Source organism: Microvirga sp. VF16 (genome assembly GCF_016864375.1).
Classification (GTDB): Bacteria; Pseudomonadota; Alphaproteobacteria; order Rhizobiales; family Beijerinckiaceae; genus Microvirga.
In genome coordinates, this window is the sequence record NZ_CP069354.1 from 692,203 (window position 1) to 715,729 (window position 23,527).

20 protein-coding genes are annotated in these 23,527 nt (G+C 63.8%); 10 read left to right on the plus strand and 10 right to left on the minus strand.

Features of this window, described 5'->3' with window-relative positions; all coding sequences use genetic code 11:
- Nucleotides 1-9 precede the first annotated feature (9 nt).
- The 6 genes from JO965_RS03335 (at nucleotide 10) to JO965_RS03360 (ending at nucleotide 9,022) form a co-directional block, all read left to right on the plus strand.
- Nucleotides 10-2,280 (plus strand): trehalose-6-phosphate synthase, encoded by a 2,271-nt coding sequence (locus JO965_RS03335; protein ID WP_246776733.1) that lies wholly within the window; start codon nucleotides 10-12, stop codon nucleotides 2,278-2,280.
- 22 nt (nucleotides 2,281-2,302) lie between these two features.
- Nucleotides 2,303-3,055 (plus strand): trehalose-phosphatase, encoded by a 753-nt coding sequence (gene otsB, locus JO965_RS03340; protein ID WP_203442297.1) that lies wholly within the window; start codon nucleotides 2,303-2,305, stop codon nucleotides 3,053-3,055.
- Nucleotide 3,056: 1 nt separating this feature from the next.
- The gene (locus JO965_RS03345; RefSeq protein ID WP_203442298.1) at nucleotides 3,057-4,865 is read left to right on the plus strand and encodes a glycoside hydrolase family 15 protein; all 1,809 of its coding nucleotides are present in this window, start codon (nucleotides 3,057-3,059) and stop codon (nucleotides 4,863-4,865) included.
- A gap of 103 nt (nucleotides 4,866-4,968) precedes the next feature.
- Nucleotides 4,969-5,907: a glucokinase gene (locus JO965_RS03350; protein ID WP_371826901.1), complete on the plus strand. Its 939-nt coding sequence runs from the start codon at nucleotides 4,969-4,971 to the stop codon at nucleotides 5,905-5,907.
- A 125-nt stretch (nucleotides 5,908-6,032) separates the two neighbouring features.
- A complete protein-coding gene (locus JO965_RS03355) occupies nucleotides 6,033-7,148 on the plus strand; it encodes a succinylglutamate desuccinylase/aspartoacylase family protein (protein ID WP_203442300.1) in 1,116 nt (371 codons plus the stop codon).
- Between the two features lie 290 nt (nucleotides 7,149-7,438).
- Nucleotides 7,439-9,022, plus strand: a complete 1,584-nt coding sequence (locus JO965_RS03360; RefSeq protein WP_203442301.1) for a peptide chain release factor 3 — start codon at nucleotides 7,439-7,441, stop codon at nucleotides 9,020-9,022.
- Nucleotides 9,023-9,186: 164 nt separating this feature from the next.
- On the opposite strand, the gene JO965_RS03365 is transcribed toward JO965_RS03360, so the two are convergent.
- From JO965_RS03365 to JO965_RS03385, 5 genes are all read right to left on the minus strand, one after another.
- The gene (locus tag JO965_RS03365; RefSeq protein ID WP_203442302.1) at nucleotides 9,187-10,089 is read right to left on the minus strand and encodes a sugar kinase; all 903 of its coding nucleotides are present in this window, start codon (nucleotides 10,087-10,089) and stop codon (nucleotides 9,187-9,189) included.
- Between the two features lie 217 nt (nucleotides 10,090-10,306).
- The gene (locus tag JO965_RS03370) at nucleotides 10,307-11,215 is read right to left on the minus strand and encodes an N-acetylglucosamine kinase (RefSeq protein ID WP_203442303.1); all 909 of its coding nucleotides are present in this window, start codon (nucleotides 11,213-11,215) and stop codon (nucleotides 10,307-10,309) included.
- A 58-nt stretch (nucleotides 11,216-11,273) separates the two neighbouring features.
- Nucleotides 11,274-12,164, minus strand: coding sequence for an N-acetylmuramic acid 6-phosphate etherase (locus JO965_RS03375; RefSeq protein WP_203442304.1), 891 nt, complete (start codon nucleotides 12,162-12,164; stop codon nucleotides 11,274-11,276).
- A gap of 102 nt (nucleotides 12,165-12,266) precedes the next feature.
- A complete protein-coding gene (locus JO965_RS03380) occupies nucleotides 12,267-13,292 on the minus strand; it encodes a serine hydrolase (protein WP_203442305.1) in 1,026 nt (341 codons plus the stop codon).
- A gap of 7 nt (nucleotides 13,293-13,299) precedes the next feature.
- The gene (locus JO965_RS03385) at nucleotides 13,300-14,397 is read right to left on the minus strand and encodes an anhydro-N-acetylmuramic acid kinase (protein ID WP_203442306.1); all 1,098 of its coding nucleotides are present in this window, start codon (nucleotides 14,395-14,397) and stop codon (nucleotides 13,300-13,302) included.
- Between the two features lie 139 nt (nucleotides 14,398-14,536).
- Here JO965_RS03385 and JO965_RS03390 point away from each other — a divergent pair, with 139 nt between their 5' ends.
- The 4 genes from JO965_RS03390 to JO965_RS03405 all read left to right on the plus strand — a co-directional run bounded on the left by JO965_RS03390 (nucleotide 14,537) and on the right by JO965_RS03405 (nucleotide 18,312).
- Nucleotides 14,537-16,036 (plus strand): ABC transporter substrate-binding protein, encoded by a 1,500-nt coding sequence (locus JO965_RS03390; RefSeq protein WP_203442307.1) that lies wholly within the window; start codon nucleotides 14,537-14,539, stop codon nucleotides 16,034-16,036.
- Between the two features lie 66 nt (nucleotides 16,037-16,102).
- Complete coding sequence (locus JO965_RS03395; protein ID WP_203442308.1) at nucleotides 16,103-17,050, plus strand: ABC transporter permease; 948 nt, start codon at nucleotides 16,103-16,105, stop codon at nucleotides 17,048-17,050.
- A 3-nt stretch (nucleotides 17,051-17,053) separates the two neighbouring features.
- Entirely contained in the window at nucleotides 17,054-17,878 is an 825-nt protein-coding gene (locus tag JO965_RS03400; RefSeq protein WP_203442309.1) for an ABC transporter permease, read from the plus strand.
- Nucleotides 17,875-18,312, plus strand: coding sequence for a GNAT family N-acetyltransferase (locus tag JO965_RS03405; protein WP_203442310.1), 438 nt, complete (start codon nucleotides 17,875-17,877; stop codon nucleotides 18,310-18,312). Before JO965_RS03400 ends, JO965_RS03405 begins: the two co-directional genes overlap by 4 nt.
- Nucleotides 18,313-18,466: 154 nt before the next feature.
- On the opposite strand, the gene JO965_RS03410 is transcribed toward JO965_RS03405, so the two are convergent.
- From JO965_RS03410 to JO965_RS03430, 5 genes are read right to left on the minus strand one after another with little or no spacing between them, the layout of a single operon-like run.
- Nucleotides 18,467-19,534 (minus strand): Gfo/Idh/MocA family protein, encoded by a 1,068-nt coding sequence (locus JO965_RS03410; RefSeq protein WP_203442311.1) that lies wholly within the window; start codon nucleotides 19,532-19,534, stop codon nucleotides 18,467-18,469.
- Nucleotides 19,535-19,548: 14 nt separating this feature from the next.
- Nucleotides 19,549-20,682 carry an N-acetylglucosamine-6-phosphate deacetylase gene (gene nagA, locus JO965_RS03415; RefSeq protein WP_203442312.1) on the minus strand — a complete coding sequence of 378 codons (1,134 nt, stop codon included), beginning with the start codon at nucleotides 20,680-20,682 and terminating at the stop codon, nucleotides 19,549-19,551.
- A complete protein-coding gene (locus tag JO965_RS03420; RefSeq protein WP_203442313.1) occupies nucleotides 20,682-21,731 on the minus strand; it encodes an SIS domain-containing protein in 1,050 nt (349 codons plus the stop codon). The genes nagA and JO965_RS03420 overlap by 1 nt, the downstream gene beginning before the upstream one ends.
- On the minus strand, nucleotides 21,721-22,506 hold the full coding sequence (locus tag JO965_RS03425; protein WP_203442314.1) for a GntR family transcriptional regulator: 786 nt from the start codon (nucleotides 22,504-22,506) through the stop codon (nucleotides 21,721-21,723). The genes JO965_RS03420 and JO965_RS03425 overlap by 11 nt, the downstream gene beginning before the upstream one ends.
- Entirely contained in the window at nucleotides 22,503-23,384 is an 882-nt protein-coding gene (locus tag JO965_RS03430; RefSeq protein ID WP_203442315.1) for a BadF/BadG/BcrA/BcrD ATPase family protein, read from the minus strand. The genes JO965_RS03425 and JO965_RS03430 overlap by 4 nt, the downstream gene beginning before the upstream one ends.
- Nucleotides 23,385-23,527: the final 143 nt, after the last annotated feature.

Consider the following 23,527-nt stretch of genomic DNA (forward strand, 5'->3'; position numbering starts at 1 on the left):
CCCGCTTCGATGAAAGTGTTGATTTTTCTTGAGGAACTTAGCGTTTTGAGGATCATCTTCCGCTTTGGCGGTATCGCAATGCTCGTGGCGGCCATCGTCATCCTGGCCGTACTGCCCTTTGCTACATCCTTCGTGGAACAATGGTCGCGCCGTGATGTCGAGCTGCGATCCCGCCTCGTGTTCAATTCCGTCCGGGATCAGGTCAGCGGACTTCTGGCCCGCAACGACGCTCAGCAGGCCGGCATCCTGTTCGAGCGCATCGCCACCGACGAGCGTGTGCTCGCCATCGGCTATTGCGACGGGCAGGAACTGCGCTTCCCCACCAGCAACATGCCCCCGTCCTTCTCCTGCTCCGAGGCTTCCCGGTCCGATGCGGAAAGTTTTTCGGTTGTCAGGAGTCAGGATCGCAACATCCTGGTCAGCTCCTTCCCTCTGAACGCAGGAGGCCGACGAGGGCACCTCGTGGTGCTGCACGACCTGAGCTATGCCGACCAGCGCGGCGGGGAGGCAAGAAACTATCTCTTCCTGGCGCTTGCCGGCGTCGCCTTCGGAGCTGCAGCGCTTGCGGCCATGATCGCGGCCATCATCATGCGCCGATGGCTGGCCTCCATCCGGCAGGCGCTTGAGAGCGCCCGCGCCGGGAATGCCAATCCGCCCCCGGAGGAGAACATCATTCCGCTCGGCCAGGAAATCCGCGATGTGCTCCAGGAGCTTGAAGCCTCAAGGCGGACCATCGATGCGGCGCATACGGATTGGAGCCCGGAGACACTGCGGGCGGCCTTGTCCAACGAGCTGTCGGGCTCGGAGGTGATCGTGGTCTCGAACCGCGAGCCCTATATCCACAACCGCACCGAGGGCGGTGAGATTTCCCTGCAGATCCCCGCCAGCGGCCTCGTCTCTGCCCTGGAGCCGGTGGTGCGCGCCTGCGGCGGCACCTGGGTGGCCCATGGCAGTGGCACGGCGGATCGGGACACGGTCGATGCCTATGATCGGGTGCCCGTGCCTCCGAATCATCCCTCATACACCCTGCGCCGCGTCTGGCTCTCGGAGGAGGAGCAGGATGGATACTATTACGGGGCGGCCAATGAGGGTCTCTGGCCCCTGTGCCATATTGCCTTCGTCCGGCCGGTCTTTCGCGAAACGGATTGGCAGCTCTACCGGTCCGTCAACGAGAAGTTCGCCGAGGCGGTGGTCGCCGAGGCCAAGCGCGAGGATCCGATCATCCTGGTGCAGGATTATCACTTTGCGCTACTGCCGCGCATGATCCGCGACAGGCTGCCCCGGGCGACCATCGTCACCTTCTGGCACATCCCTTGGCCGAATGCCGAAATCTTTGGGATCTGCCCCTGGCGGGAGGAGGTCATCGACGGGCTCCTGGGGTCCTCGATCCTCGGCTTCCACACCCAGGCCCATTGCAACAATTTTCTCGACTCCGTCGATTCCTACGTGGAAAGCCGCATCGACCGAGAGCGGGATTCGGTGATCTTCGGCGGCGAGGAAACCCTGATCCGCCCCTATCCGATCTCCATCGAGTGGCCGCCCACCGCCATGGAAGGCCAGAGACCTGTGGAGGAATGCCGCAGGATCGTACGTGAGCGTCTGGGACTGCCCCTGACCATGCGCATCGGCGTCGGCATCGAACGGTTCGACTACACGAAAGGCATTATCGACCGCATGCAGGCCATTGATACGCTCTTGGCCGAGCATCCGGAATGGCGGGGCAATTTTGCTTTCGTTCAGGTGGCAGCGCCTACCAGAAGCAAGCTTTCCAATTATCGCCAGCTCCAGGAAGAGGCCGAGGCCTTGGCGCGCGACATCAACGAGAAACATGGCGGCAATGGATACGAGCCCATCAAGCTCCTCATTCGCCATCATGAGCCCCACGAAGTGTTTGAGCTTTTCCGTGCGGCGGATCTGTGCATCGTGTCGAGCCTGCACGACGGCATGAATCTCGTGGCCAAGGAATTCGTGGCCGCGCGGGACGACGAGCAGGGCGTGCTCATTCTGTCGGCATTCGCCGGCGCTTCCCGCGAGTTGTCGGAGGCACTGATCGTAAACCCTTACAATGCCCATGCCATGGGCGAGGCCATCAATCGCGCGCTCACCATGCCGCAGCCCGAACAGCGCGAGCGGATGCGGCTGATGCGCGATCAGGTCAAGGAACGCAATGTTTATCGCTGGGCCGGGCAGATGCTGCTGGCAGCCTCGCGCCTGCGCAAGCAGCAGAGGATCAGGCGGTTGATCGCCAGGGGACGGAGGCTTGCGCCGGCCAATGCGTGAAGCTCCTGCAGGACAGAGTCCGATGGCTGACGTGAATGAGGATTACGCTCTCTTTCTCGATTTCGACGGAACTCTCGTCGACATCGTCGAGCGTCCCGATGCGGTTGCAGTGGACCCGGCCCTGCCGGATGTCCTCACCAGGTTGCAGGAGCGGCTTGGCGGTGCGCTCGCGATCATCAGCGGACGTCCCGTCGATTTTCTCGATGGGCGTTTCGTGCCCCATGTTTTCGATATGGCGGGGCTTCATGGGCTCGAGCACCGCATCGCAGGACAGCTCTCCATGTGTGATCAGGACGAGCATCCCGCTCTGCGCGAGATGGTCGAATGCCTGTCCAGGACCGTTGCCGGCAAAGAGGGCGTCCTGATCGAGGACAAGGGATGCTCCGTTGCCATTCACTGGCGCCTTGCCCCCCACGAGAAGGATTTCGCCCTGGCCATGGCTCATGCGGCAGTCGAAGCGCTGGGCGCGGATTACCGTGTTCAACACGGGAAAGCTGTGGCAGAAATCCTTCCTTCGGCGGCGGGGAAGGGGAAAGTGATCGAGAGATTTCTCCACGAATCTCCCTACAAGGGACGGCGACCGATCTTCGTCGGCGACGATCTCACCGACGAGAACGGTTTCAAGACCGTGAATGCACATGGCGGCCTGTCCGTCCGCATTGGCGCGGGAGAAACCATTGCCAAGGTTCGCCTTGGAACGCCCGCGGAGCTGCGACATTGCCTGTCCGCATGGGCTTTCGAAGGGGTATTGCCTTTCAAAGGGGATAATTGCTGACATGAGTTCATTAGACCTTGCCGTCATCGGCAATTGCACGATCTCGGCGCTGGTGGACCGCCGGGCCCAGATCATCTGGAGCTGCTTCCCGCGGTTCGATGCCGACCCGGTCTTCTCCGCCCTGCTCGACAGCCCCGAAGGGCGGAGTGACGCGGATCAGAAGGGCATCTTCGCCATCGACATGGTCGGCATAGTCTCTTGCGAACAGACCTATCTCGAGAACACGGCGGTCCTCGTCTCGCGCATGACGGATTCCTTCGGCAATATCCTCGAGATCACGGATTTCGCACCGCGCTTCAAGCATTACGACCGCACCTTCCGCCCGCCGATGCTGATCCGTCGCGTCTCTCCCGTGAAGGGCCGTCCGCGCATCCGCGTCCGCTTACGGCCTCATTACGACTGGGGCGGCTACACGCCGAACCTGACCCGCGGCAGCAACCACCTGCGCTTCGTCGGCCCTGCCTACTCATTGCGACTCACCACCGATGCGTCCGTGTCCTACGTGCAGGAGGAGCGGCCTTTTGTCGTCGACCGGCCCTTGTCGTTCTTCTTTGGCGAGGACGAGCCGCTCCGGTCCGAGACGGACTCCACGGCCCGGGCCTTCCTTGACAGCACGGTCGATTTCTGGCGCGACTGGGTGCGCTCCCTGTCCATTCCTTTCGACTGGCAGGAGGCGGTGATCCGCGCAGCCATCACGCTCAAGCTGTGTAATTACGAGGAGACCGGCGCCATCGTGGCGGCGCTCACCACCTCGGTGCCGGAAGCGCCCCACACGCAGCGCAACTGGGACTACCGCTATTGCTGGCTGCGTGACGCCTATTTCGTGATCCAGGCCCTCAACCGTCTCGGCACCACCAAGACGATGGAGGAATATCTTACCTACATCACGAACATCGTCGACGACATGGAGGCCATTCCCGACCAGAAGGACATGCCGCCGCTCTTCAGCATCACACGATCGCCTTACCTCGAGGAGCGGGAGGCCACCGCTCTGGCGGGCTATCGCGGCATGGGCCCCGTGCGCGTCGGTAACGCGGCCTATACGCAGATCCAGAACGACGCCTATGGCAGTGTCGTCCTGGCCTCCGTTCACGCCTTCCTGGACAGGCGCCTGATCCGCACCGGCAACAAGGCGTTGTTCGCGCATCTGGAAAAGCTGGGGCACAGGGCCATCGAGGTCTTCGACCAGCCGGATGCCGGCCCGTGGGAGCTGCGCACCAAGGCGGCCGTGCATACTTTTCCGAGCGTGATGTGCTGGGCGGCGTGCGACCGTCTCGTCAAGATCGCCGAGGCCATGGGGCGCGAGGATCGCGCCGCCTTCTGGCGCGAGAATGCCGACCGCATGCACAGGGTCATCAACGAGCGTGCGTACAATCCGGAGCTCGGCACCTTCGTCTCTTCCTTCGACGGCGAGCATCTGGATGCGACGCTCCTTCTCCTGGCGGAGCTCGATTTCGCGAAGGCCGACGATCCGCGCTTCATCGCGACCGTGGAGGCTTGCGGCAAGGCTCTGCGGCGCGGCGACCTTCTTCTGCGTTATGATGTGGAAGACGATTTCGGCCTCATGCATACGGCTTTCATGATCTGCGGCTTCTGGTACGTGGATGCCCTGAACGTCATCGGGCGCAAGGACGAGGCGAAGGAGCTGTTCGAGCACATCCTGAGCTTGCGCAATTCCTTCGGGCTCTTCTCCGAGGATGCGGATTACACGACCGGGGAATTGTGGGGCAATTTCCCCCAGACCTATTCCATGGTCGGTCTCATCAACTCCGCCGTGCGCCTGAGCCGGAGCTGGGAGGAAGCGTTCTGAGATGAGTGTTCGGCTTGGGTGGCTGAAAGGACGATAGGTTTCGATGTTCGCATTTCCTGTTCTGCTCGGGGATATCGGCGGGACCAATGCCCGCTTCGCCGTATTGCCCGCGCCCGGTGCACCGGTTCAGCTGTTGCCGCGCACGCTGACGGCGCAGACGCCCGATCCGGTCGGAGCCATCAGGATTGCGCTCGAAGCCTATGAGGGACCGGCACCCCGTTCCGCCATCATCGCGGTGGCGACCCGGGTGGATGCTCCCGCGATCCGCCTCACCAACGCTCATTGGGTGGTCGATGCCGAGGCCATCGGCACAGCGCTGAAACTCGAGCGCGTGACCCTCGTCAACGACTACACGCCGGTTGCCGCTTCGGTGACGGTGCTCGACGAGGCCAAGGGCGATCTCGCCCCCATCGGCACGTTTCCGCCAGCCAGGCCCGGCGCGCGTGTCGTGCTCGGACCCGGAACAGGCCTTGGAGCAGGGGCGCTCGTGCCGGTCGAGGATCGCCTGGCGATCCTCGCGACCGAGGCAGGTCACATGGAGTTCGGGCCGACGAATGACGAAGAAACCGCCATCTGGCCGCACCTGGAGCGGGTGGGCGGGCGGATCTCGGGAGAGGTCGTGCTCTCCGGCCCCGGCCTGTTCCGCATCGCCAAGGCGCTCGCGGCGCATCGCTGTGTCGATTGTCCCTTCACGATCCCCAACGACGTCCTGGCGGCTGCTCGCGAGGGCGATGAACTGGCGATGGATTCGCTGACGCATTTCGCGCGCTTCCTCGGACGCTTCGCCGGCGATCTGGCGCTGACCTTCGAATCCTCCGGCGGCGTCTTCATCGCCGGCGGCATCGCGCCCCGCATGGTCGACATCCTGCAGGCCGGCGACTTTCGGAACGCTTTCGACCGCAAGGCGCCGCACGATGCCTGGGCCAGGAAGGTGCCGGTTTACGCTATCGTCAATCCGGAACCGGCCCTGCAGGGGCTTGCCGCCATCGTCTCGAGCCTGCAGCGTTTCGTCTTCCAATCTCAAGGGTGGCAGGCTACCTGACAGGTCCTGCCTGGAGCATTTTTCGGCGAAGTGGATCCGGTTCGCCGTCAAAAAATGCGGAGAAATAAAGAAGAGAGCTGATTCCACGTCGGTGGAAACAGCTCCAAAACCTTGATTGACGGAACATGAGAACAGAAACGATCGCCCTTTCGCCTCTCGCCCCCGGAGCGAACCTGTCGCTGACGGTTCAGCGCTTCGGCGCGGAAGGTGCCCGTCCGCGCATCTATGTCCAGGCCTCGCTCCATGCCGACGAGATCCCAGGCATGATCGCGGCCCATCACCTGCGCGAGCGCCTGACGGCTCTTGAGGCCGAGGGCAAGATCAAGGGCGAGATCATCCTCGTGCCCTCCGCCAATCCCATCGGCCTCGCTCAGCGGGTGATGGGAGACCATATCGGGCGCTTCCATCTCGCCGACGGGGTCAACTTCAACCGCGGCTATCCTCACCTCGTGCCGAAGGTCGCCGAGCGGATCGAGGGCAAGCTCACGAAGGACGGAGAGGCGAATGTCCGCCTGATCCGCGAAGCCCTGCGAGCCGAGCTCGAAGCCTGGAAGCCCTCGAACGCAGCCGAGGTCATGAAGAAGGCCCTGCTGGGCTTGGCCCAGGAGGCGGACATCGTGCTCGACCTGCACTGCGATTCCGAGGCCGTGGTCCATCTCTACACCCATACCCGCTCGGCGGAGGAATTCTCAGCCCTCTCCGCGCTCATCGGCTCCCATGCCTATCTGCTGGCCGACGAATCGGGCGACGAGCCTTTCGATGAGGCCTGCAGCCGTCCCTGGGCGGAGCTGGCCGACCGATTTCCGGATTATCCGATCCCGTTCGGCTGTCATTCGACGACGCTGGAGTTCCGTGGCGAGCAGGACGTGACGCATGAGACGGGACGAGCCGATGCGGCGGCGATGATCGATTACATGATCCTGCGCGGCGCGATAGCCGGCGAGGCTCCCCAGATCCCTGAGGCTTTCTGCTATGCAACCCCATTAGCGGCCTCCGAGCCGGTCCAGGCTCCAGCCAACGGCATCCTGGTGTTCAGGACCGAGGTGGGCGCGAAAGTGAAGGCAGGCGAGGTGATTGCCGAAGTGATCGATCCGCTGACCGGCGCAGTGAGGCTGGCCGAGGCCCCATCCGACGGTACAATGTTCGCCCGGGTCGCCGTGCGCTTCGTCACCCAGGGCATGCGGATCGCCAAGGTCGCCGGCACCACGGCCAAGCGGACGGGCAAGCTGCTGGGGGCATAAAATCCTTTGAAAACAAAAAGAAAGGCCGCCCTTGCGAGGCGGCCTTTCCATTGTCGGTTCCACGGCCCTTGAGGAGCCGCTCCTTGACGTGCGTTACGCACCAATCTCGGCAGAGGCCAAGATCCAGGTCACGGCAACCGGGGACCGTAGGGTATGACAATGAGACACTGGATCACCTCCTTTCACTGTTGACGGGAAACCCCCATATGGGGTGAGAAGAGCCCAGCAAAAGGACGGGGCGCTGCGGCGTTCTGTCCCCACCTTCGTTCCCAGAGAATTTTAAAAGCGCCATGACCGACCTTCCGGCCCCCGTGGGCCGCCGCCGAACCTTTGCGATCATCTCCCACCCGGACGCGGGTAAGACCACGCTGACCGAGAAGCTCCTGCTCTTCGGAGGCGCGATCCAGCTTGCCGGTGAGGTGAAGGCGAAGAAGAACCGCGTCTCGACCCGGTCCGACTGGATGGGCATCGAGAAGGAGCGCGGCATCTCGGTGGTGACCTCGGTCATGACCTTCGAATATGGCGGCTGCGTCTTCAACCTGCTCGACACGCCGGGCCACGAGGACTTCTCGGAGGATACTTACCGGACGCTGACCGCGGTCGATTCCGCCATCATGGTGATCGACGCTGCGAAGGGCATCGAGGCGCGCACCCGCAAGCTCTTCGAGGTGTGCCGCATGCGCGACATCCCGATTGTGACCTTCATCAACAAGATGGACCGCGAGGCGCGCAATCCCTTCGACCTGCTCGACGAGATCGAGAAGACGCTGGCGCTCGACACATCGCCCGTCACCTGGCCGATCAGCCAGGGCAAGAGCTTTGCCGGCACCTTCGACCTGCACCGCAACATGGTCCGTCGCATCGACACGGACGATGAGCCGACGCCCGTCTCCGGTCCTGACGATCCGAAGCTTTTGAGCCTGCTGCCGCCGGAAGAGGCGGATGCGTGGCAGGAAGAGGTGATGCTCGCGCAGGAGGCCTGCAAGCCCTTCGACCTTCAGGCCTTCCGCGAAGGCCATCTCACGCCGGTGTTCTTCGGCAGCGCGCTGCGCAATTTCGGCGTGCGCGACCTGATCGATGCGCTGGCTGCCTACGCGCCGCCGCCCCGCGGCCAGGAGGCCGACAAGCGTCTGGTCGAGGCAGGCGAGCCCAAGATGTCGGGCTTCGTGTTCAAGATCCAGGCCAACATGGATCCGAACCACCGCGACCGCATCGCGTTCATGCGCATCTGCTCGGGAAAACTCCAGCGCGGCATGAAGGCGAAGCTCGTGCGCACGGGCAAGCCCATGAGCCTGAACTCGCCGCAATTCTTCTTCGCCCAGGACCGCGCCATCGCGGACGAGGCCTGGGCCGGCGATGTGGTCGGTATTCCCAACCACGGAACATTGCGCATCGGCGATACGCTGACAGAAGGTGAGGACATCATCTTCCGCGGTGTGCCGAGCTTCGCGCCGGAAATCCTGCGCCGCATCAAGCTGCAGGATGCCATGAAGGCGAAGAAGCTGCGCGAGGCCCTGCAGCAGATGGCGGAAGAGGGCGTGGTGCAGCTCTTCGTGCCGCAGGACGGTTCCGGCGCCATCGTCGGTGTCGTTGGGGCGCTGCAGCTCGATGTGCTGAAAGAGCGATTGGGCGCCGAATACGGCTTGCCGATCGATTACGAGCCGACGCGCTTTTCCATCTGCCGCTGGATCACGGCGGGCGATCAGAAAGAGCTCGACAAGTTCATCGATAGCCACCTGTCGTCGATGGCGCGCGATCTCGACGATGCGCCGGTCTTCATGGCGCCGAACATGTTCAACCTTCAATACGAAGTCGATCGCTACAAGGCGATCCAGTTCTCCGACGTGAAGGATTATCAGAAGAAGGCGGCTTAACAGCCACCTTGTCGCTCCGGGCCTGCGGCCGCCGGATTTGAGGATTGCGACGTCATGGCCGGGCTTGTCCCGGCCATCCCGATTGTTTGAAACGCCGCGCCTTTCCAATCGAGATCACCGGCACAAGGCCGGTGATGACGTGAGGGGGGTAGGAGCGCTTGCTCCTAGGCCGCCAGCTTGCGCTCGATATAGCGCTCCTGCACCTGCGCAATGTCCCCGATGGTCGGCAGGCTCGCCTCGTTGCCGAGATGCTGGATGGCATGAGCGGATGCTGCGCGGGCGAAGATGAAATGCTCGCGCCAGGGCAGATCGGGTCGGGCCATGGCGGAATAGACATAGGCGCCGTGGAAGATGTCGCCGGCGCCGTTGGTGTCGACCACCGCCTCGCTCGGGACGTTCAGGGCCGGTAGCACGCTTTCCTGACCGGTCTCGTCGTACCAGACGAGGCCGCGCTCGCCCAGGGTCACGCCGCCGATCTTGCAGCCGCGGCTCTTGAGATAGCCCAGCATGCCGGCCGGCGTCAGGTCCATCTGCTCGCAGAGGCGTTCGGCCACGATGGCGACGTCGATGAATTCCAGAAGCTCGTGCGTGTTGGAGCGCAGGCCGCCGCCATCGAGCGAGGTGAGGATGCCGGATTCGCGGCAGATCTTGGCGTAATGCATGGCCGCATCGGCCTGGTGGCCGTCGAGATGCAGGGCCTTGCAGCCCTGGAGGTTCAGCGGCGGCACCGGATGCAGGTAATGGTCGTCACGGCAACGGACGATGGCACGCTTGCCGCCACGCGGCATGATGAAGGACAGGGACGATTCGTGGACCTTCCGGTGGTGAACCGAGATGCCGTATTTCGCCGCCATGTCGATGAACATGCGGCCGAGCCAATCATCGGCGATCGAGGTCAGGAGATCGGGCGCTAGTCCAAGCTTGGCGCAGGCGAAGGCGGCCGTGACCGCATTGCCGCCGAACGAGATCGCATAATCCCGTGCCACGGTCTTCTCGTCTCCCGTCGGAAGCTCGTCCGCCAGGAAGGTCACGTCGATATAGGTCTGGCCCACGAAGAGAGCATGCATCGGAAAATTCGTCTTGGATCTGATTTCGCCGCTGAAGTCTTGGACGAGCGGGGCCGATTAGGCAAGGTCTTCCGGTCCCGCTAGAGCATCGGACCCAAAAGTGGATTGCACTTTTGGGTCCGATGCTCAATCTCTTAAGCGGCGCATCGTCGGGTGCGGAAAACCGGGACCACTTTTCCGCACGATGCGCTGAGGGTCTGCCAGCCTTGACCGCTCGTCACACCTTGTTGAGCGTAGCCGCCAGCCGCGCGGCTGTCAGCGCGGCGTCGAGATCGGTGGCGATGAACTCGACGGGCGCCACCAGCTGCTTCCGGAAGGCATCGGACAGGACGGGATGGAGCCGCGCCGAGCCACCCACCAGGGCCACCGGCCTCGGGCCGAGTCGCTTGATGAGGGCATTGGCGAGGCGGGCGAGCTCCTCGCCGGCTTCTTTCAGGATGCGGAGTGCGGTCTTGTCGCCGGCCTGGGCCGCTTCGCCCACGGCGCGGGCGAGCGAGCCGATCTTGCCGCGGTCGCCGCCATAGACGAAGGAGCGGACGATGTTCCAGTCCGTGCCGCCGAGCGCCTTGGCGAGGCAGGTGCCGAGCGTCGTGGTCCAGCCCTGGCCGGGGCTTTCCTCTTCGGTCCGAAGGGTCGACTTCAGAGCCTCGCGGGCGATCCAGAAGCCGGAACCGCCATCGTCGATCAGGTTGCCGCGCCCGCCGACCCGGATCACTTCCTTGTTCTCCGATAGGTAATAGCCGATGGAGCCGGTGCCGCTATAGACCAGGATACCTTCGCCAAGCGCAAAGTAGGACAGGTAGGCGATCCACATGTCCTCTGCGACGAAGACCTTGTCGGGCGCGAGCTCGAAGGTCTCAGCGAACAGGGAGCGCATGGTGGCTTCCGCCGGCGTATCGCGGGTCAGACCCGTGATGCCGGCGATGATGCCGAGAGGCCGCCCCGTCTTCATGACGGCCTGGGCCATGTCGAGAACGATCTGCCGCGCGCGCTCCTCGGCGGCGGCGGAGAAGAGGTGGCCGGTCAGCGGAGCGACGGAGCCTTGAGCGATGCATTGGCCGCTCGCATCCGCCAGCCGCCAGCGCGTGGCGGTGCCGCCCGCGTCGATGCCAAGCCCCAGCCCCATGACCCTTCGCCTTCTTCCTGCCAGCGATGCCGCCGGCTTTGTTATGACGTCTTCCTTGTTAGGGAGATTTGGAAAAGTCTGCCAGGGCTTTGCGCAGATTGCCACCATTTCGCTCGAGCGCGCCGCGTGCTTCCGCCGGGCTAGCGCCGAGCGCGATGAGAACGGCGGTTTTCAGGTCGCCGTCCGATTGCCGGATGGCCTCGATGGCAGTGGCGTCGTCGCAATCGGTGATTTGCGAGACCATGATCTCGCTGCGGCGGCGCAGCTTGGCGTTCGTCGCGCGCATGTTGACCATCAGGCCGCGATAGACCCGGTCGAGGCGCACCATGATCAGCGTCGAGAGCAGATTGAGGATGATCTTCTGCGCCGTGCCGGCCTTCATGCGGGTCGAGCCGGCGATCACCTCCTCGCCGGTATCGGCGAGAATCGGGTGGGAGCAGGCGACGAGAATCGGCGCGTCGGGATTGTTGGAGATGCCGATGGTCTGCGCCCCGCGGGAGGCTGCTTCCTTCAGGGCCGCGATGGTGAAGGGCGTTCGGCCGCTGGCAGCGACGCCGATCACGACGTCATCGGGACCGACATTGTTGTTGCGGATGCCGGCGATGCCTTCCTCGACCGAATCCTCGGCGTTTTCGACCGCCTGCATGATGGCGCCCGTGCCGCCGGCGATCAGATAAACCACCCGGTCGTCCGGCCAGTTGAAGGTCGGCGGCAGTTCCGTGCCGTCCTGGACGCCGATGCGGCCCGAGGTGCCGGCGCCCGCATAGACGAGCCGCCCGCCCCGGCGCAGGCGCTTCACCGCCTCTTCCGCCGCCGCCGCGATGGCGGGAAGGGAGGGCCGGACGGCGGCCACTGCCGCGAGCTGACCTTCATAGAAGGCCGAGAGGACGTCGAGGCTCGGCCAGGTATCGAGATCCTGGTAGCGGGTACTGAAATGTTCTGTCGCCATTGTGCCAACTTTCTTCCAGACCAGTATAGGACCAGTTGAGAACCCTAACAATGGCCTGCAGAGAACCGGACGAGGGCAGCGACCAACTTTCTGTTGGCATCCTTAAAGCGGCTGCCGCCGGTCGATCAACGCGATCACCTGCTCGCCCGTTGCACGGCGCAAGCTCAGGATTCCGCTGTCCTTGTGCCGGCTCGGATGGACGCGGTTGGTGAGCAGCGACCAGGCAAGACCGCGCTCGAAATCGAGCCATAGCCCGGTGCCCGTGAATCCCGTATGACCGATGGTATCTGGTGAGCAGGCATCGCCTCCATGCCAGCCGGGATAGAAGCCTTCCCAGCCCACCGTACGCTTTTCCGATTCGCGCGTGCGGATGGCCTTGATGGACTCGGGCGAAAGGCCGGAGCCGTCGAGAAGCGAATGGGCGAAATCGAGCACGCCGTCGATAGTGCCGAACAAGCCCGCATGACCCGAGGCGCCGCCGAGCGCATAGGCGTTCTCGTCATGCACCTCGCCGCGGATCACGCGCCCGCGCCATGTGCAGCGCTCCGTTGCCGCGCAGAGCTTCGGGTCGGGCCGGAAGGAGAATTGTTCAGGCAACGGCTGATCGATCAGCTTCTGCCCGGTGATGCGCTCGATGGCGATGCCGAGCATCTTGAAGTTGATGTCGGAATAGACCGGCGGACTGGGTTGCCAGACGCGCTGCAGGATGAAGGCGCGCAGCGTCTCGGGATCCTGGCCATAGGTATAGAGCGGTTCGACGGCCGGCAGATGCGTCTGATGCGCGAGGCACTGGCGGAAGGTGAGGCGCCGCTCCGCCGCGTTCATGTCGTATTGGCGCAGATCCGGAATCACCTTCACGAGAGGGTCGTCGAGCGAAATTTTTCCCGCTTCCACCAATTGCAGGATGCGCGTCGTCGTGAAGATGACCTTGGTGAGAGACGCGAGATCGAACCATGTTTCACGGGAAATTGGCTCGCGCTCCGGCTCGATCTGCGCGTGGCCTGCCCATTGCACGGCACGCTCGCCATCGGCGGTGACGATGCCGAGCACGGCACCGGGAATGTTGCCGTCGCGAACGGACGCGGCAGCGGGCGCGAAGGCCTGTTCGATCAAGGTCTTGAGAGGCATGGCGGGCTCAGGCGGCGCGATGCAGTTCGCCGCCGGGCATCGGATGCGGTACGCCGGTCGTCGTGGGAAGGCTCAGCGGCAATCCGAGCGTGGAGCGCACGGCGAGATAGCCGAAGGCCTGGGCCTCCAGGAAGTCGCCATCCCAACCGACCGCCTCGACCGGGTCGACGGCCACAGTCAGTTCCTCGTGCAGACGCTTCATGAAATGCGCATTGCGCCGTCCGCCGCCAGTGACGAGCCAGCGCTGCGGCGCGCGCGGAACGTGGCGCAGGGAGGCGATGACGGATTGGATCGTGAACTCTGCCAGGGTCGCGGCGCCATCAGCATCGGGCAGGGCCTCGACGCCCTTGGCGCGGGCATGGAAGTCCTGGCGATCGAGGGATTTCGGCGCGGGACGGTCGAAGAACGGATTGAGCATGAAGTCCATGACGAGCTTGGCATCCGCCCTGCCGGAAGCGGCAAGCTGTCCGTTCTCGTCGAAGCTGAGGCCGCGGCGGCGCAGGATGAAATCGTCGAGCAGCGCGCTTGCCGGGCCGGTGTCGAAGGCAATCACCGTATCGCCGTCGATATAGGTGACGTTCCCGACACCGCCGAGATTGAGGATCATGACGGGTTGGGGGAGTTTGCTCGCGAGCGCGCGGTGATAGAGCGGAACGAAGGGCGCGCCTTCGCCGCCCGAGGCCACATCGGCGTGGCGGAAGCGATAGACCGTATCGATGCCGAGCGCCGCGGCGACACGGTCGCCGAGGCCGAGCTGGCGCGTGAAGCGGACCTCCGGCCGGTGATAGACCGTCTGGCCGTGAAAGCCGATCAGGCTCACATCAGCGGCCGGAATCCCCGTTTCCGTCATGAAGCGCCGGATCGCCGCGATATGCGCGTCCGTCACCGCCTGTTCGAGATCCTGCAGCGGTTCGCTCTGCGCCCGCTCTGGCTCGGCGATCAGCGCCTGGAGAGTTTTCCGCAAATCCTCCGGATAGGAGAAGGTCCGCCCCGGTCCCGGCCGCACGACGGCGTCGCCGTCCGTCTCCACGATGGAGACATCGATGCCGTCCATGGACGTGCCGCTGATCGCGCCGATGGCTTTGACGGGGGGGCGTTGCGACATCTGCTGCTCCGGGAGGCATTGTTCGGAGCCGACCATAGCACAGGCGGTGAATGGGTCTAGAGTGGTATGATATTGGACCATGACAGGTCCGTGGCGATGGCCTATAAATCCCCTGCGGCTTCCAAGGGAGAAAAGACGCATGGTCAGGTCAGCACTGCGCAGCGCAATCGGTGCAGGTTTCATGGTGGCGGCGATGGCCTCCGCCTCGGCTCAGGTTCTGGAGATCGGGGCGGATAACAGCCCCACGGGTCTCGATCCGCATCTCATCACCGCTTTTCCGAGCTTCATGGTGGTGAACGGCAACATCTATGAGGGCCTCACCGCCATCGACAAGGATCTGAAGATCGTCCCCGGTCTCGCCGAGTCCTGGACTGCCTCGCCGGACGGCAAGACCTACACCTTCAAGCTGCGCTCGGGCGTGAAATTCCATGACGGCTCGGCCATGGAGGCCGAGGATGTGGCGTCCACGATCAAGCGCGTGCTGAGCAAGGATATCGCTTCGCCGCTGGCAAGCCGCCTGTCGGCCATCGACAGCGCCAATGCCGTCGATGCCACGACCGTGGAGCTGAAGCTCAAGGAGCCGTCCGCGGCGCTCCTCAGCTCGCTTGCCACCATCGCCATCGTGCCGAGCGCCATGGAGGCGAACAAGGACGCCCTGCAGAAGGCGCCGGTCGGCACGGGCCCGTACAAGTTCCAGGAATGGCAGCCGAACGGCTTCATTCTGCTCGCCAAGAACGATGCCTATTGGGACAAGGGCATGCCGAAGCTCGCGGGGCTGAAATTCAACATCGTGCCTGAATCCGCCACCCGTCAGGTGGGCCTGAGCAACGCACAATACGCGCTTCTGCCCAATATCGACGCGGCCACCGCCCTGCAGCTCAAGGGCAAGCCGAACGTGAAGCTCTCCGAGACCATGGATCTGGCCTACACGCTCATTGGCATGAACGTGTCGAAGCCGCCTTTCGACAACCCGAAGGTGCGTGAGGCCGTGAACTACGCCATCAACCGCCAGGAGATCGTCGATGCGGCTCTCTTCGGCGCCGGCGTGCCCGGCGGACCGCTGTCGCCGGCCCTGAAATCCTGGGCGCTCGATGTGAACCAGTTCGCCTGCTACAAGCCCGATCCCGCCAAGGCGCAGGCGCTCCTGAAGGAAGCAGGCGTTGCCACGCCGGTTGCCGTCACCCTGAAAGTTCTGCCGCGCCAGGACGTCAAGGACATCGCCCAGGTGGTGCAGGAGCAGCTGAACAAGGCTGGCTTCAAGGTGGAGCTGATCAACCAGGAGCAGGGTCAGTTCATTCAGGACTGGCGCAACAGCAACTTCGACATGTTCGCCTCGATCAATGCCGGCCAGCCCGATCCGGATGATTATTTCTACCGCACCTTCCGCACGGGTGGTTCGACCAACGTGTTCAAATATTCGGATGCGGAGATCGACGGACTGCTCGATCAGGCCCGCACCCTGCAGGACCAGGCGGCGCGTAAGGCGGCGTACGATAAGGTGCAGCAGAAGCTCGCTTGCTCGGGTCCCGTGGCGCACCTGACCTATGGCACCCTGTTCTCGGCCATGAACAGCAAGCTGCAGGGTTTCGACACGATGCCGAACCGGTCGCTTCTGACCCTGCGCAACGCATCCTACTAATTCGCAACTTTCGCCCTGGCGCCGCATTCACGCGGCGCCAGGGCTTTTTTCAAAGAGCCCTTTTGCATGAACCGAGTCCTGCTCGCGCGCCTCATCGATCTCGTTATCGTCCTTTTCGGCGTATCGATCATCGTGTTCCTGATGATCCGGATGATCCCCGGCGATGCGGTTGCGATCATGCTGGGTGCGAACACCGAAATCACTCCTGAGCGCATGGCGGAGCTCAACCGCCGCGTCGGACTCGACCGTCCCATCATCGAGCAGTATCTGGTCTGGGCCGGATCGGCTCTTCGCGGCGATTTCGGCACCTCTCTCTGGACGGGCCGTCCCGTCTCGACCGAGATCCTTCTGCATCTGTGGCCGACGCTGGAACTCACCTTTCTCTCGCTTTTCATCGGTGCGGTATTGGCCGTGCCGGTCGGCTGCCTGATGGCACAGATGCGTGGCGGTGCGGCCGATGTCACCATGCGTGTGAGCGCGATCGCAGGCCTGACGATTCCGTCTTTCTGGCTCGGGATCGTGCTGATCCTTCTCCTTTCCAACTGGGCGCCGGGCTTTGCCTCGCTCGGCTATGTGCCCTTCTCCGAAGATCCCGTCGGCAATCTTCAGCGCATGGTGCTGCCGGCCTTTGCGCTGGCGTTGCCGATCCTGGCCAATCTCTCGCGTCTCGTGCGTTCGGCCATGCTCGACGCGCTGGGGCAGGATTATGTCCGCACGGCCCGCGCCAAGGGATTGCCGGAGCGTCGCGTCGTCTACAAGCATGCCCTGCGCAATGCGTTGATCCCGTTTCTCACCAGCGTCGGCATCATGACCGGCTATCTTCTTGGCGGCGCCATCGTGGTCGAGCAGGTCTTCGCTATTCCGGGTCTCGGCCGCCTGATCCTCGGCGCCATTGCGGAGCGCAACTATCCGCTGATCCAGGCCACGATTCTCGTGGTGACGGCGGGCTTCGTTTTCGTGAACTTTCTGGTCGACTTTCTCTACATCGTCGTCGACCCTCGCGTGAGGGCTTGAGCCGTGTCGCGTCTGGCCAAGAACAAGCTTCTGACTTTCGCCGTCGTCCTGGTGGCGATCCAACTCATCCTCGCCATCGGCGCACCGCTCTTCGCGCCCTACGATCCCATGGCGCAGAGCGTCGCGCGGCGCCTGCGCGCGCCATCCGAACTGAACTGGTTCGGCACCGATCAGCTCGGCCGCGATGTGCTGACCCGCATTCTCTACGGCTATCGCACCTCGCTCATCGCCTGCCTGCTGGCCGTCGGCATTGCATTGTTCGCCGGTGGAGCGCTCGGCCTCGTGGCGGCTTACTACCGCGGTTGGCTTGACCGCATCATCATGCGCGTCATGGATGTTCTCTTCGCCTTCCCGGTGATGCTGCTCGCCATCGGAACCATCGCCGTTCTCGGGCCTCACACCTACAGCGCGGCGGCCGCTATCGCGGTGGTCTACACGCCGATTTTCGCGCGGCTCCTGCGCGGCCCAGCGCTCGTTTTGTGCGAAAGCGAGTACGTGGCGGGTGCCAAGGCCATCGGCGCCTCGGATCCGCGCATCATCTTCCTGCACATCCTGCCGAACCTCGCCTCCGTCATCCTGGTCCAGACGAGCCTGCTGCTCTCGGCCGCGATCCTGGTCGAGGCCTCGCTCTCGTTCCTCGGCCTCGGCACGCAGCCGCCGACGCCGTCACTTGGCCTGATGCTGTCGGAGGGCCGCAACTTCCTCATGCTCTCGCCGTGGAGCGCCATCTTCGCGGGATTCGCCATCCTGTTCCTGTCCTTCGGCTTCAATCTCTTGGGCGACGCCTTGCGCGACACGCTCGATCCACGCCTGAGAGGGCAGCCGTGATCGTGCGACCTGCCAGGGCCGAGGATATTCCGGCCCTGGCCGCAATCGCCGAGCGATCCTATCGGGCAGCCTTTGCGGATATTTTGGAAGAGAGCGTGCTCGTGGGTCGGGGCGCGGCGTTCTTTGCCGAGCGGTTCAATGCCTCATGGGAACGCATGCTGATCGCACTCTCCGGCGACACTCCCATCGGTTTTCTGCTCATGACCGACGGGCATATCGACATGCTCTTCATGGACCCCACCGCCAGCGGCAAGGGGGGCGGGGCGCTTCTTTTGCGGCAGGCGGAAGTATTGGGGGCGAAGAGTCTCGAGTGCTTCCGCGACAATCACAGCGCCCGCCGATTCTACGAGCGTCATGGCTGGCGGGTGACGCGGGAATACGAGCGAGAGTTCTCGGGACGACGCCGAAGCTTCGTTCTTTATGGGAAGAGTTGATCTGTTCCGGGAATAGATCTCTCTCCGACGTCATCACCGGCCTTGTGCCGGTGATCTCGATCAGAAGAGCGTCTCGCTTCACAGCATCGGGATGGCCGGGACAAGCCCGGCCATGACGTGGGGTGTCTGTCGGTGCAATGCCGTCGACTGTTACTCAGAGTGAAATGACCCGGCCCGTCCGCACGGCCTCGTCGGCAGCCAACACGATGCGCAGAGAGCGGACCGCATCGTTCATGTGATCCGTCAGGTCCACATCTTCCTGGATCGCCCGCAGGAGGAAGCGCTGCTCCCGCTCGCAGAGGGCATCATGGTCCGGCTCGTCCGTGGTGCTGATGCGCTCGTCCGGCTTCGCGAAGGTGCCGTCCCCCTTAAGCGCGGCATGATGGAGCAGGATCTGATTGGTCTTGGTATGGGCGTTGATGTCGTCCGAGCGGATGTCACCGGCGGTCTCGGCCATGACGATGCTCACGCTGCCCTTCGGGCCGATCACGTCCTTCACGAAATAGGCCGTTTCGCTCATCATCGGCCCCCACCCGGCCTCGTACCACCCAACCGAGCCGTCATCGAAGGTCACATGCAGATGACCGTAATTGTACATACCGTCTGGCATGTCATTCGTCAGGCGCGTGCCAACCCCATGCACCTGCACCGGTTTGGCACGGGTGATCTGGCACATCACATCGACGTAATGCACGCCGCAATCGACGATGGGCGAGAGCGATTGTAGCAGGCGCTTGTGCGCCTCCCAGGCCGCTCCGCTCGATTGCTGATTGAGATTCATGCGGAAGACGTGGGGCGTACCCAGGGTCCTGGCGATCTCGATGAACCTGATCCAGGAGGGATGGTGGCGAAGGATATAGCCGATGACGAGCTTGCGCTTCGTCCGGATCGCCGTTTCGACCACGCGCTCGGCTTCCTTCACCGTGTCGGCGAGCGGCTTCTCCACGAAGACATGCGCGCCTGCTTCCATCGCACGGATGGCATAGGGAGCGTGCGTGTCGGACCATGTGTTGATCGACACCACATCCGGCCTCAAAGCGGCGAGGGCATCCTCGAAATCGGTGAAGCGCGGGAGATCCTGCAAAGCGGCAGGAAGCTCCATGCTTTCGATGTTGCGCGTACAGAGCCCTGCGATCTCGAAGCCCTCGATCCGCGTATAGGCGAGGGCATGGGACAGGCCCATGTTGCCGAGCCCGACCACGAGAACCCGTTGTGCGCCCATCGAAAGCCTCTCGCTCAGTTGCTGTCCCCGGCGATCCAAGTCTGCCGTACCTGCAGGCCGTCATCGAGCAGAACGAGGTCGGCGCGATAACCAGGTGCGATCCGGCCCAATTCGTGATCGAGACGCAGGAACTGGGCCGGAATCAGCGATGCCATGCGCAGCACGTCCGGCAGTGCAAGGCCTAGCCTCTCCACGCTGTTGCGCACGGCGCTCGCCATGTCGAGATCGGAACCGGCAAGCGTCCCGTCCGCCGTGGCGAGACGGCCGTCCTTGCGGTAGATCGTGCGGCCATGCAGCTCGAAGCTGGTGAGATCCGTGCCGGTCACCGACATGGCATCGGTCACGAGCATCATCCGCTCCGTACCCTTGGCGTCTATGGCAATGCGCAGGGCGGCATCGCTCACATGATGCCCGTCGACGATGAGGCCGCACCACGTATCCTTGCTGTCGAGCGCTGCGCCCACGGGACCGGGATCACGCCCGGCCATGGGCGGCATCGCGTTGAAGAGATGCGTGAAGCCGCGAAGGCCGTGGCGGGTGGCGTCCATGACCGTCTCATAGTCGCTGGCCGTGTGGCCGGCGCAGATCAGCACGCCTGAAGCGGAAAGGCGTGCAATCGCCTCCATGCTGTTGCGCTCTGGCGCCAGCGTCACGAGCGTGCGCCCCTCGCGCAGGGAGGTCATGATCGCGATGTCCTCCTCCTCCATCGGGCGCATGAAGGCGGGATTGTGCACGCCTTTCCGCTCCGGACTGATGAAGGGGCCTTCGAGATGAATGCCGAGAACGCCGGAAATGCGGGCAGCGAGCGCCGCGCGCATCGCCTCCACGGCTTCCGCCATCGTCTCGCGGGTATCGGTGATGAAGGTCGGCAAAAGGCCTGTCGTGCCATAGGTCCTGTGAGCCTCGGCAATCGTTTTGATGCCCTCGACGGAGCGCACGTCGTTGTAGAGCACGCCGCCGCCGCCATTGACCTGCACGTCGATGAAACCGGGTGCCAGCAATCCCTCGATCCGGCGGCGCTCTACGCCGCTACCTAGATCGCGTTCATGTGGCAGGCCGAGGATACGGCCGTTCTCGATGACGACGGCGCGGCCGTCGAGCATATGCGCGCCGTCGAAAACGCGGGCTCCAACGAGAGCAATGGACATCAGACGGTCTCCGTCACCTTGCGCAGGCGCGGAGGATTGTCCGGATTGCGGCCGCGCGCCAGGGCTGTGGCATCCACGAGAGGATAGAAGCTCTGGATGAGCGCGATGGGCGCGAGATAGGGATGGGCATCCTCGATCCCCGGCAGCGCGACGGAGGCGGGACCTTCCGCGGCGCCCGCGACGATGACTGGAACGCCCTGTTCGTTCAGCTTCGTCACGAGATCGTTGACGCCGCTCAGGGTCTCATCCCGCTGGCTGAGAACCAGGATCGGGAAGTGATCGCCCGCAAGCGTCCAGGGACCGTGCATCAGCTCGGCGGCGCTCATCGCTTCCGCGTGAATACCGGAGGTCTCCTTGAGCTTGAGCGCGGCTTCCTGCGCGACGGCGAAACCGACGCCTCGCCCGACGACGAAGAGATCATCGGCCTCTGTCAGCATGGGAAGCGCAGCCGACCAGTCGGTCGCAGAAGCCTTGGCAAGCACGTCAGGCAAGGTGTCGAGCGCGTCGAGAAGCTCTCGGTCCTGCGACCAGTGCGCCACAAGCTGCAGCCCTGCAGCAAGCGCCGCGATAAAGGACTTCGTGGCAGCCACGCTCTTCTCAGGTCCCGCATGCAACGGCAGCACGACTTCGCAGGTGGAAGCGAGCGGCGAGGTCGTGTCGTTCACGAGCGCCACCGTCAGCGCGCCATCGTCCCGACCGGCCTGGGCGAGGTTGAGAATGTCCGGGCTGCGGCCCGATTGCGACACGGCGAGGAACAGAGCATCGCGCATGCGTGGGCGAGCTTCATAGACGGAGGTCACGGAAGGGCCGACGGAAGCCGTCACGAGGCCGGAATGGATCTCGAGCAGATATTTGACGAAGGTTGCCGCATTGTCGGAGCTGCCACGCGCGCAGGTCACGGCAAAAGGCGGCGGGGAGGCGCGCAGACGCTCGCCCAGTTCGCGGCACAGGGGCGCGTTGCTCTTGAGCAGGTGCGCGACCACCTGCGGCGCTTCCTGCGCCTCGCGCAGCATGGCCGTCAGGGGAGAAGCATTGGTATCAGGCATCATCGTTGTGCATCCGTTCGGGCTGGCTGATGGTCAGTTCGGCCACGAAATCATAGGCATCGCCCCGGTAATAGGACGAGGTGAACTCGACAACTTCGCCCGCAGCGGTGAACGAGCGGCGTTCGATGTAAAGGGCAGGACTCTGAGGCGCAACGCTGAGCAGCGAGGCCTGTTCCTCATTGAGCAGAACCGCATGCAGTCTCTGCAAGGCGCGGGTCGGCATGAAGCCCTGGTCATGCAGCACCGCATAGAGCGATTGCTTGACGAGAGAAGGGTCGGGCAGGACTTTTGATGGAATGACCGCATTCTCGATCGCCATGGGAATGCCGTTGGCGAGGCGCAGGCGGTTGACGCGGCTCACCAGGTCGCCGGGCGAGAGGCCGAGCGCCATGAGCTCATCCGTGGAGGCCGGTCCCGTTGATTGGCTCAGCATCACGGCCGAGGATTTCAGGCCCCGGGCCGACATGTCGTCGGTGAAACTCGAGAGCCGGGAGAGCGGCTGTTCCAACCGCATCTGCGGCGCGATGAAGGTGCCCGATCCCCAGCGCTGGACGAGAACCCCCTTCTGCACCAGGCCCGTGATGGCCTTGCGGACGGTGACGCGCGAAATGCCGAGCTGCTTGGCCAGATCGCGCTCGCCGGGCAATGCGGCATCGGCCTTGAGCGCGCCCTTGCGGACAGCCTCCTCGATGGACTGCTGAAGCTGCAGATAGAGAGGAGTGGGATTGCCCTCGTCCAGGGGAAGGAATGACAGCGCCTCGCCGGAATGCTCGTTCATGATCGCCTCCCCTGGAGGACCATGCTGGCAAGGAGGATGGCGCCATCGAGTGCGTCCGCCGCAGGGGGGACGATGGTTCGCTGAACGGGCGGTGGAAGCCAGGGCCGAAGCGGCTCCGCCAAGCCTCCGAACAGACAGATCGACGGAGCGCCGAGATCGAGCAGGCGCGTGGCGATTCTCCCCAATCCGGCAACCGCATCCTCGATGATCGCGATGCCGAGCGGATCGCGCTTCTCGGCATGCTGCAGAACGACCGGCGCATAGCGGCCATAATCCGCCGGGCGGGCCTTGCCGACCCAGTCCACGAGAATTTCGAGATCGTTGTTGAACTCGGCGAGAACCGCATCCGAGAGCGGCGTCGAGACTGCGCGCCCATCATGAGCCCAGATGCAGCGGCGCAGGAGCTCGCGCCCGATGGCGCCGCCGCTGCCTTCGTCGGACACTTCGTAGCCCCAGCCGCCGACATAATGGCATTGGCCGCTGGTGCCGCCATAGCCGCAGGAGCCCGTGCCGACGATCAGGATGGCGCCGTCGCCGCCCTTGAAGGCGCCGAGCCAGGCGGTGTGTGCATCCGTCTCGATCTCGAAGGACGCGAAGGGATGATGACGCGACAGCAGACGCTCGACGGCGCTGGTCTGCCCGGCGCCGGCAGCTCCCATGCCGGCATGGATTCGCTTCAGGTCGCCCTCATGGAGCCCCGCTTGGGCGAGAGCTTCGCGGCAAGCTGTCAGAATCGAGTTCCAGACCAGATCGGGATCGAGGCGGATGTTGGAAGGTCCGCCCGCTCCCTCCCCGAGTAAATGTCCTTGAGCATCGCGGAGCCGGGCCCGGCACTTGGTGCCGCCGCCGTCAATGCCAAGGAACAAAAGGTCGGTCATGCGAAACGGATCTCGGGAAGTATCTTACGGACAGGCACCATGCCACTTAATGTCCAGTTCGGGAAGAGGCATGGACGTGGAATACCCAAGCGCGTTGTCAACAGGCCGGGTGGGCGTCAATGGCAGAGAGAGCAACGAGTTGG